The organism is Selenomonas sp. oral taxon 126 (assembly GCF_001683335.1).
Taxonomy (GTDB): domain Bacteria; phylum Bacillota; class Negativicutes; order Selenomonadales; family Selenomonadaceae; genus Centipeda.
In genome coordinates, this window is sequence record NZ_CP016201.1 from 702,068 (window position 1) to 711,259 (window position 9,192).

Here is a 9,192-nt window from a genome sequence, read left to right on the forward strand (position 1 = left end):
ATTGAGTACAATCGGATAAATTCAAAATACTAGTTCAATATTTTTGAAGAATCGAGGTTTCCAAAAAACTCCTCCAACCGCGCTGCAAAATTCGCACCGAGCACACCGCTGCCCGCTCCCGCCGCGTCCCGCCCTGAGAAAAGTCCCGACGGGAGAGGCAGGAGAACCTTGTCCCCCATCGCAGAGCAGAGGGCGGGGTCTGCGATGACAATGTCCGCCGCCTCCCACAGGGGGCGCAGCTCCTCCGCCGTGCAGACGATGTGCAGCCCCTCCGTGCCCGCCGCGCGATAGAGCGCCGCCGTCTCCTCCGACCACGCATAGGCGGCGCAGACGGGAGATGAACAGCCGTGCGATGTGAGCAGACGGCGGACGGCAGACGCAGCGATCGGATCGGCGACGATGAGGATACGATGTGCCGCTGTTACGGTACACACGGGAGGCATCTCCCCCCTATGCGCGCGTGGCGCGGGCATCACGCCGCACGCAGAGAGTTCTGCCCGCCACGCCGCCCATCCCACAGAGCCGAGCGGCAGCGCGCGTACGATTGGGATGCCGCAGTGCTCATGCAGCCACGTTGCCGCAGGGATACCGGCCGCGGACAGGAGCCAGATGAGGGCGGGCTGCGCTCCCCCTGTATCACGAAGCCCTGTGAGCACATAGCCGGAGGCGGCGAGATCGGCGCACGCCTGTGTGAGCTGGGCAGCATCCCCGCAGAGGAGCGGACTGTACCCGAGCAGGAGAACCGTGCGCCCCTGCTCCCGCCACATGGACGCAGCCTCCTCTGCCATCGCGCGCTCCACACCCGCAGCGCCCGCATACGCATCGCGAAAGCCGTCCATCGGGCACGCCTCAGCATGACAGTCGTACGCCTCCGCCGCAGCGAGGACAGGCTCTGCCGCCATCGCCATAAAGGCGGGTACGGGCGAGGTGAGCACTCGTATCTCACGGTGCTGCCCCTTTGCCGCAAGCGCACCAACCTCCTCCGCCGCCGTGTCCTCCATCCCGAAGATGTAGTCCTCCGCCTTTGGTATCAGTGCATAGACATCCGTGTGCGCGGGCAGCAGATCCATGCGCGCGAGCGCATTGCGGCAGCCCGACGGCGTAACGAGCACCGTTGCCGCCCCATCTGCATGGAGGAAGTCCGCAGCACCCGCGACATCGCTCATCGGCGGCGGCAGCGGCGCGCGTGCCGTCACCGCGCCCACTGCGGGCGGGAGCGCGGCGAGGATGTCCTCCGCCGTCTCGTGTGTGATGCCGTCCGCCTTTGCCAGTGGCCCCCGAAAAAAGCAGCGGACGATGCAGCCCGTCTCAGCGGAGAGCCGCTGCTCCATATCGGCGAAGTCGGGGCGTGTCAGAATGTCGAGGCACGACAGATAGAGCACGATGACCCGTGCGCCGGGCAGCGCTGCCGCCGCGCGCACACTGCGCCGTATCTCCTCCTCTGCCGTGCCGAGCACATAGTCCTCCGCGCGCAGCACGGCATAGCGGAATCGCCCCAGCGCACCGATCCGCTGCGCGCGCCGATAGAGCGACCGCAGGCAGAGAAGCGTGCCCGTCGCGAGCACGATGAGATCCTGCCGCGCCCACAGACGGTCAAGGCTCGTATCAAAGTCCCGTATCTCCTCCGCGAGAACCCGCTCCATCGTCCACCTCCGTCCGATCTGCACCCCGCTCCTCCGCGAGTATATCGAGGAAGAGATTCATCACGGGACTGCGCCATTTCCGCCGGTGCACCCCGTAGAACGCAGTCACGCCCTGCGGATCCGCAGACACCCGCACGAGCCGCCCCTGCGCGACGCGCTCACCCACGGCAAAGGGGGGCAGGAGCGCCGCCCCCATATCGTTTTCAATCAGATTGATGATCGTCTGCGTACTGCGCAGCTCAATCGTATTCGCAAAGGAAATGCCCTGCTGCCGCAAATAGGCATCGACGACCTCCCTCACCTCGCCCGGATGCGGCATGGTGACAAGAGGGATCTCATCGATCAGCATATCCCGCGCGCGAAAGTCGGGACACCAGACGGCAACGCGCGGGGATGTGTAAAAATGCAGCGGAATCTCCTCCAACTTCCAAAATGTGAGGCTCTCCTTATCCCGCCCCTGCACACTGTAGGCAAAGCCGATATCAAGCTGTCCGTCAGCAAGCGCCGCCACAACATCGCGGCTCGTCAGCGAGCGCAGACGCAGATCCACGCGTGGCGCGTGCGCGTGCAGGATGCGCAGGAGCGGCGGCAGACGAAAGCACAGCAGCGACTCCGGCGCACCGATTGTGAGCGTCCCCTGATAGGCGGCGACGCCGTATTGGAAATTCCTGATTTTCTTCGTCGCGGCAAGCACCTCATCCACATAGGGAACCAGCGCCTCCCCCGCCTTCGTGAGTACCATGCGCCGCCCGTTTTTCTCAAAGAGAGGGACGCCCGCGAGTTTTTCGAGCTGTGCCACGTGAAATGTGATCGTGGACGGCGTATAGCTCAGCAGCCGCGCCGCCTTTGTAAAACTGCCCGTGCGCACAATCGTCCTGAACGTGGTGAATATCTTGAGTTCCATCCGCCTCCACCTCCTCTCGGGCTTCTCCTATCATACGTCATACGGCATACGTTTTCAAGCGGAGCGCAGACCGACCTGCGCACACAAAAAAGGCGCAGGAATCGCTCCCTACGCCTCTTGCATCATCTGCTGACGATTACTGCTTTGGCTTTCCCCCTTCGAACTCTACCTCATAACCCTCTACATGCTTTCCCTTGCACAGCGGCAGCCCTTTTTGCCCGGCTATGGTATAATAATTCCAGCGAGGTGACGAAGCATGAAAAAAGAAGAAATTGTAGCGCAGATTTCTGCCGATATGGAAATTTTTCTAAACGAGCATCCCCAGATGGAATTTTACGCATTGGCATTTGACTGCAATACCGAATACGCCGAGTTTCTGGTCTGTATGAACACAGCGGACGATTTCGAGCAGACACTGCGGGACTATCAGGAGGACGACAAGCGCTACTGCACGGATGCGGCGTCCATAAGGGATCTCCGCTACAATCCCGGCGATTGGGAGCATACGGATATCTCGGAGATCGAATTGTTCAGTGAGGACGAACTTGCCGCGCAATATCAGGACGATATCGAACGCCAATGCGCCGAGCTTCTCCAACTCTGTGATGAGATTCTGGCGGCATTTCGCGAAACGGACGTGTTCAAACGCATACCGAAAACAGCGGACTTTATCTCGTTCTGCATCGACCATGACGAGGATCCCGCAGATGCGCTTGCAAGAGCAGGTGTGAAAGGAGCATTGGCATGAACATCGTATGGGAAGCCGGGGCGCGCCGCTCTGCAGCGTATGACGGCGAAAAATGCGTCGGATTTGCAGAGATCGAGGACGAGGACGGGCGCCGGGTCATCACGCATACGGAGGTCGATCCCGCCTACGGCGGGCAGGGCATCGCACGCCGCCTGATCGAGGAGGTCATTGCGGCGGCGCGGCGTGACGGCGCGAAGATCGTTCCGCTCTGCTCCTACGCAGCGAAGATGATGCAGGGAAAAGCAGCATACGCGGACGTACTCGCCGACTGAGCGCCGCACACAAAAAGCCGCACGGAGGCATTTAACCTTCGTGCAGCTTTCGTTTGGTTCGGAGAAATAAACAGTGACGCTATAAACGCCTTTTCGCTATGAATAATCTCAGAGCATCGCCTTATAATGTCCCTGCTTCGTCTTCGGAATGGAAAGCATATCCATCGCCTTCTCTGCCGTCAGCTGAAAATTCGTCATCACTGCCCGAATGGACGAGAGGTATGCCTTTTCCTCACCGATCTCTATTCCCTCTGCCCGTTCCTCTGCACGGAGTTCCTCTTTGAACTGCTCCCACGCCGACTTCATGCTGGTCGCTCCTTCCTCACTTGTCTTAAATGTATGAAATAATTTTTATTCTCGCGCACCATTCACGCGTGCATAAAAATCATCATCAAATACTTTGGAGTAAAACGATCCGAAATTCCAATTTTGTGCGCCGTAGAATTTCATATGATACGCCGTATAAAAGGCGGCCTCGCCAACGTACATGACTAAGCCCGATTCGGCATTGCTGCCTGTCGGTTTGATATAGTGGCGCGCCTCATTGTCACCAATCGTATACATCCCTGTATTCTCATAGTTATAGTAATAGCGGAATGTATCTACACGTGCGATCTCCGTGTTACCGGAATCTGCACCATAGACGGTAATGACATTCACGGCAATGACATAGTTCGGAGGATCATACCTCTGGACGACAAGCGATGTCTTGTCCATATACTGGGCAGTCCCCATGTGACCCCACACGAGCGGGAAGTTCGTATCATTCCGCCAATAATCCGGATATATTGCCGCCGAAGCTGTAGGGACAAATGCAAACAGACACAGAAGCATCAAAAAACCGCATAACTTCTTCATCATTCTTACATAATCAACTAGGAAGATGATATGTACCTATCGCTTAATCGCGCATTTTTGCAACGATAAGATAGATCTCCCCTGTGGATTTTACCCAAAACTCCAAGACATAGCTCCCGCTATAATAACGATAAAAAATCCATCATCAGCTATCATGATCAAAGTTTACATACATTGAAGGCTTTTTGAAGTTCATAAGCTACCATAGCAGTTCCTATGCGAATTTTTTTGTATTCTTTCCATTCATTGAATGAAAAGAATGCCCCCGCTATTGATCTCCTCCACCAAATAGTAAAGGTACTGTCTTCTTCTATGTTAATGTCGTATATGATACTGTTGTAGTGAACGGATAAAGTATCACCCTCCTGGTCAAATTCAATTTTATCGCCATATTTTTGTGTGAGTATAGGAGACAATTTATTGTATATATCATCGTTGCTTACGTTGTTTACAAACTTGAACTTCATTCTTCTCATTTTATCTTTATGAAAAGATATCTGAAAACCAGAAATCATAAGTACAACCAGTAATATTATTATCCCAAATCCACCTGCAGCGAGCAATAAAAGACCTGCAATATAGCCCCACTTTGTCCATCCTATCTTACTGGGAATAGGCGCAGAGGATTTCAGGATAATAGCATCCGGGGGAGCACTGGATGCGTATGGGGGTTCAGTTACCGGTGCGTTTTGAGCAGGTGCGGGCATATGCTGTTCATGCGAGGGTAAGGGAGAATCGTCTAACGCAATGACTCCGGATTTGTTTTCAAGCCGTGCTCCGCATCCTGAACAGAACTTGGCTCCCTCTTCGTATTTTGTGCCGCAGTTTACGCAAAACTTAGCCATTTTCATCCACCTTTCATTATAGAAAAATAGTTTCTACATTGTATCAAAAAATGCATAAGTCTTGGTTCCCCGAGAGGTAACTGGAGAAATAATCTTTTGTGCCCGTGCTGTCACGGCCAATCCTTTATCCCCAACAGTCTCCTCTGCTCGGCTGCGAAATCGTCAATCGCTTGGTTGCGCTCCTCCTGCGTCATTGTCGTCGGCAGATTTTTTATAAAAGCATTCACCCGATTTCCCAATTCGATCCGTTTCATATCATCAAGCCGTTCCTCCTCGGAAAGATCAAAGGTTGTAGAGAGGACAGCATTTCTGGTCTGCCAATAGGCGAGTTTTTCCGGATCATCTTTGAACGCTTCCATAAACGCATCGACATTCTCCACGGCGTTTGTCTCTTCCTGTTTGACGACAGACGGCATGTCGCTGTCGTGCGCAGATAACTCGGTCGAGGAAGCGGGCTCTGCTATTTCCTGTTCCGGCTCGACATCTGATGGAGCAAATGATTGCGCCGCAAGCCTATCAGCAGATTTTTCGGGCGTTGGCTCAGACGGACTTTCTTCCGCCGCACTTGGTCGTCGGACAACTGGTGCATCGTCTTTCGGCTCAGCTACGGGAACGCTCGGCAGCGTATTTTCTACGTCGTGCCTTGGCAGGAAACAAAATGCTGCGACAGATGCGATTGCCAGCGTCAGCAGTGCCATCCTGCCCCATTTTGCCCAAGTCCTGCGCAAGATCACCGCACGCCGAAGTTCCTGCACGTCCCGATAGCGTCTGTTCGGATCGATTTCCATACATTTAGCAAATATGGGGGCGAGATAGCCGCAGTACTCCTCCGGCAGTGATTTTCGCATGGTTACACCGATGGCGTAAATGTCGCTCCTTGCGTCCGTCTGCCCATAGCCGAATTGCTCCGGCGGGGCGTAGCCCTTGGTGCCGAGATACATCGTGTCCTCGCTGCTGTGCTCCTTGAATGTGCGGGCGGCATCGAAGTCGATGAGGCGAATGACGCAGCCGCGTTGCAGGATAAGGTTGGACGGCTTGATGTCACGGTGAATGATGCCCTGTTCATGAATCGGAACAAGCCCTTCACATAGCTGCAGGAGAACGCTCTCTGCCTCATGCTCCGAAAGATACGCCTTGCGACCAATGCGATCAAGCAGGGATTCGCCCTGCACATATTCTTCCACGACGACTGTCTCGCCGTCATCCTCGACGCAATGCAGAATGCGCGGGATCAATGGGTAATCCTTGCCTTTGAGGAGCCTATAAGGAAGCTCCGTCAAAGCGATGCATTTCAGCACGACCAAGCGCCCCGATTGCTCGGACGCCAGCCACACGTCTCCCTTATCGCCGGATTTGAGCAGCCGAATCCTCTGAAAAGACTCTTCGAAATATGCACTTATCTTGGCATCCAAGAAATCACCTTGCTTTCTTTTCTGTGTCGTATTATCCTATGGACCAGGGTGATGAATCAATTTTTATAGGAGCGCAGCACCATGCCGAAAAGCACCGAGGAACTGAAGAACGATTTACACCTAGCCTCCGGTATAGAGGGGTTTCTCGTGGACAATCGGAAGGACTTCCGCCAATATACGCTGGCAGAATATCTGCATCATCTTCTGAAGGAAAAACGCCTGATCAAAAAGGATGTCGTACGAGATTCCCTCTTGGAGCGCATCTACGCTTATCATATATTCGCCGGACGCAAAAAACAACCTGCGCGAAACAAGGTCATTTCCCTCGCCCTCGCCATGAAGCTGACACCGGAGGAGACGCAATATCTCCTCTACTACGCGGGAGCGGAGCAACTCTACGTCCGCAATCCGCGCGACAGCATCCTGTGGTACGCGCTCGAGCACCACATGAGCGTGCTTGACACGAACCTCATGCTCCAAAAGATGTCGGAACTGACCCTGCTGAACGTAGGGGAGGAGCTGTCTTAAGGAATCGCTGATAAAATGAAGTCCGTCAGATTTAAAATAGTGCCCAGGTTTTATACCATGCCCTCGTAGCGTGAGAACAGTTGGCGCACCGCAGCCATGACAGTACTCCAATTAAGGTCGGACGCATACGAAAACTTTTTCTGGTAGGCCACCCACAGGTTCTGCATGACCGGGCTGCTTTCCACTTCGTCAAAGACTTCGGCGGCCTCGGCCAGATGACGCTCGGTGTCGCGCTTGCGGGCTGTCGCCGGAAGAGCATCATGGAGAATGTGCGGGTCTAGAGTGATGCCGTAGATCTGTTGTAGAATGGCAATGTCGTAAAAATCCCTCATACGGGTATTCGTCGTGGTGCGCGTGATGATGGTCTCTAACTTTTCCGCCAGCACAGTTTCGAGATTGTAGGCCCACACATCAAGTGACCGATCTTCCAGCATGAGTTTGAAACTGTACTTTACCTCCTTGGGGGTAATGGCATCGCCTGTGGAGATATCGATTTTCAGAGGGGTGCGCACCCCATCAAAGAGCGCTGTCATTGTGACCCGTATGCCCGGATATTCTGCCTCATCCATGATCTCTGAGATGCTTTTCACTTGAAAGGTAACACCGTCATCAAGGGGAACAGCGATGATCTCGGTCATCATGTTCTCCACGTCCTCTACATTGACGTTGACCCCCTTGATGGTCGCATCCATGTCCATCGTGGAGCGAGCGTCTAGCCCAACCATTGCCGCCACCAGCATACCACCTTTAAGGAATCGCTGATAAAATGAAGTCCGTCAGATTGGCGTAGATTTTTCGTCCGAACAAGGAGGCAAACCGGACGCATAGCAAGGGCTATGTGGAGGATTTGCCGACACAGTGCGGGCAAAAAAGATGCGTCAAGATGGCGGTGCTGAATTTATCAGTGCTTCCTTAAGGATGAATTGATCGCAATAAGCTGAGAGAGAAATGCGTTCCAGGAACCGCTCCATCATATAGTTTCGCATCAGGCTCTGTGCATCCGCAGCATTTTTCCTAGTAAGGCTGCGAATCAAATCTTTCAGCTGCCTCGCCGTTCTAATCATAAGAGCACCTCTAAATATTGCCGTAAAATTTTCTCGACCCGGAACAGCTTTGCATAGCGTATCAGCGTGCGAAGATCTTTATCCTTTCGCCTGACATATGCCTTCAAAGCTCCCTGGAAGTTCTGCACCTCGATTTGGTTCCGCCTACGAAGCACATCACAAACCGTTCGCTCCATATCATAGACCGGCACATTGTGCCCAAAAGGTGTCTGCCTGGTAATCAGGCCAACCTCGTGCAGCTCCGCCTTAATCGTAAAGACCTGCATGCCCTCATTCTTAAGGCGCGTGGGATTGTAGCCCGTTTTGACTGTGACGGAATATTCCAAGGGCTCCCGGTCAGTCAGGTCATGGAAAAACAACGCCGTTTCATGGGAAAAAACCGCCTGCGGGCAGCGCAGATGTAAAAGGTACATGGAATCCACCCAGGCATCTTTGGAAAGATAAATCCCATGTGCCGCCTGTTCCAGCCCGCGAGACTGCACAAATTGATAAAAAACTGTTTTTGAGATTCCAGCAGCAATAACCTGTCCGGTGCGCAGTAACCCGCCCTGATTTTCCAGCAGATGATCCAGCTGTTCAAATTGACTCACGACGCTCACCTTCCTTTCATGCTAATACTATATGCGAAATTAGCATGAAAGAAAAGTATTTTTCTTTTGGATATCGAGTAGGAGACGGTGATTAGCCGCCGTCCTCTCACACCACCGTGCGTACCGTTCGGTACACGGCGGTTTCAATAGGTTGCGTGTACAGACTGATATGCCTCGGCTAAATCATAAAAGCCGAAGCGTATCAGTCTTTCTTTTGTCATTGCCATCTTGACCGCCACCGTGTTGCTTGTCCACCAACAACCTCTCCGGCAGTTTCCTGCTTTGTAGGCTGTTTCAAGGGGAACTCCCAACTTGCATAAATTACGAA

At 53.8% G+C, this 9,192-nt stretch carries 13 protein-coding genes; 4 read left to right on the plus strand and 9 right to left on the minus strand.

The window, feature by feature from the left end:
• Positions 1-29: 29 nt before the first annotated feature.
• Together AXF19_RS03005 and AXF19_RS03010 are read right to left on the minus strand one after the other, a co-directional pair.
• Positions 30-1,643: a nitrogenase component 1 gene (locus AXF19_RS03005; RefSeq protein ID WP_066844809.1), complete on the minus strand. Its 1,614-nt coding sequence runs from the start codon at positions 1,641-1,643 to the stop codon at positions 30-32.
• Positions 1,606-2,547, minus strand: coding sequence for a LysR family transcriptional regulator (locus tag AXF19_RS03010; protein WP_066844811.1), 942 nt, complete (start codon positions 2,545-2,547; stop codon positions 1,606-1,608). The genes AXF19_RS03005 and AXF19_RS03010 overlap by 38 nt, the downstream gene beginning before the upstream one ends.
• A gap of 295 nt (positions 2,548-2,842) precedes the next feature.
• Between AXF19_RS03010 and AXF19_RS03015 the strand changes: the two genes are divergently transcribed.
• Positions 2,843-3,295 carry a DUF4303 domain-containing protein gene (locus AXF19_RS03015; protein WP_237141674.1) on the plus strand — a complete coding sequence of 151 codons (453 nt, stop codon included), beginning with the start codon at positions 2,843-2,845 and terminating at the stop codon, positions 3,293-3,295.
• Positions 3,292-3,567 carry a GNAT family N-acetyltransferase gene (locus tag AXF19_RS03020; protein ID WP_066844816.1) on the plus strand — a complete coding sequence of 92 codons (276 nt, stop codon included), beginning with the start codon at positions 3,292-3,294 and terminating at the stop codon, positions 3,565-3,567. Before AXF19_RS03015 ends, AXF19_RS03020 begins: the two co-directional genes overlap by 4 nt.
• Positions 3,568-3,675: 108 nt before the next feature.
• Here the strand turns inward: AXF19_RS03020 and AXF19_RS03025 are convergent, their stop codons facing one another.
• The 4 genes from AXF19_RS03025 to AXF19_RS03040 all read right to left on the minus strand — a co-directional run bounded on the left by AXF19_RS03025 (position 3,676) and on the right by AXF19_RS03040 (position 6,682).
• Positions 3,676-3,873: a hypothetical protein gene (locus AXF19_RS03025; protein ID WP_066844819.1), complete on the minus strand. Its 198-nt coding sequence runs from the start codon at positions 3,871-3,873 to the stop codon at positions 3,676-3,678.
• A gap of 45 nt (positions 3,874-3,918) precedes the next feature.
• The gene (locus tag AXF19_RS03030) at positions 3,919-4,401 is read right to left on the minus strand and encodes a hypothetical protein (protein ID WP_237141675.1); all 483 of its coding nucleotides are present in this window, start codon (positions 4,399-4,401) and stop codon (positions 3,919-3,921) included.
• Positions 4,402-4,583: 182 nt separating this feature from the next.
• Positions 4,584-5,276, minus strand: a complete 693-nt coding sequence (locus AXF19_RS03035; protein ID WP_084784749.1) for a zinc-ribbon domain-containing protein — start codon at positions 5,274-5,276, stop codon at positions 4,584-4,586.
• A 104-nt stretch (positions 5,277-5,380) separates the two neighbouring features.
• The gene (locus tag AXF19_RS03040; RefSeq protein ID WP_066844828.1) at positions 5,381-6,682 is read right to left on the minus strand and encodes a serine/threonine protein kinase; all 1,302 of its coding nucleotides are present in this window, start codon (positions 6,680-6,682) and stop codon (positions 5,381-5,383) included.
• 81 nt (positions 6,683-6,763) lie between these two features.
• Here AXF19_RS03040 and AXF19_RS03045 point away from each other — a divergent pair, with 81 nt between their 5' ends.
• Positions 6,764-7,210 (plus strand): hypothetical protein, encoded by a 447-nt coding sequence (locus AXF19_RS03045; RefSeq protein ID WP_066844833.1) that lies wholly within the window; start codon positions 6,764-6,766, stop codon positions 7,208-7,210.
• Positions 7,211-7,260: 50 nt separating this feature from the next.
• Here the strand turns inward: AXF19_RS03045 and AXF19_RS03050 are convergent, their stop codons facing one another.
• Positions 7,261-7,935, minus strand: coding sequence for a nucleotidyl transferase AbiEii/AbiGii toxin family protein (locus AXF19_RS03050; RefSeq protein ID WP_237141727.1), 675 nt, complete (start codon positions 7,933-7,935; stop codon positions 7,261-7,263).
• A gap of 65 nt (positions 7,936-8,000) precedes the next feature.
• Here AXF19_RS03050 and AXF19_RS15020 point away from each other — a divergent pair, with 65 nt between their 5' ends.
• The gene (locus tag AXF19_RS15020; RefSeq protein ID WP_084784852.1) at positions 8,001-8,126 is read left to right on the plus strand and encodes a secretion protein HlyD; all 126 of its coding nucleotides are present in this window, start codon (positions 8,001-8,003) and stop codon (positions 8,124-8,126) included.
• A 144-nt stretch (positions 8,127-8,270) separates the two neighbouring features.
• On the opposite strand, the gene AXF19_RS03060 is transcribed toward AXF19_RS15020, so the two are convergent.
• Entirely contained in the window at positions 8,271-8,864 is a 594-nt protein-coding gene (locus tag AXF19_RS03060; RefSeq protein WP_066844838.1) for a type IV toxin-antitoxin system AbiEi family antitoxin domain-containing protein, read from the minus strand.
• A gap of 143 nt (positions 8,865-9,007) precedes the next feature.
• Positions 9,008-9,192: hypothetical protein (locus AXF19_RS14685; RefSeq protein WP_442983837.1), on the minus strand; the 185-nt coding region annotated here is incomplete at its 5' end.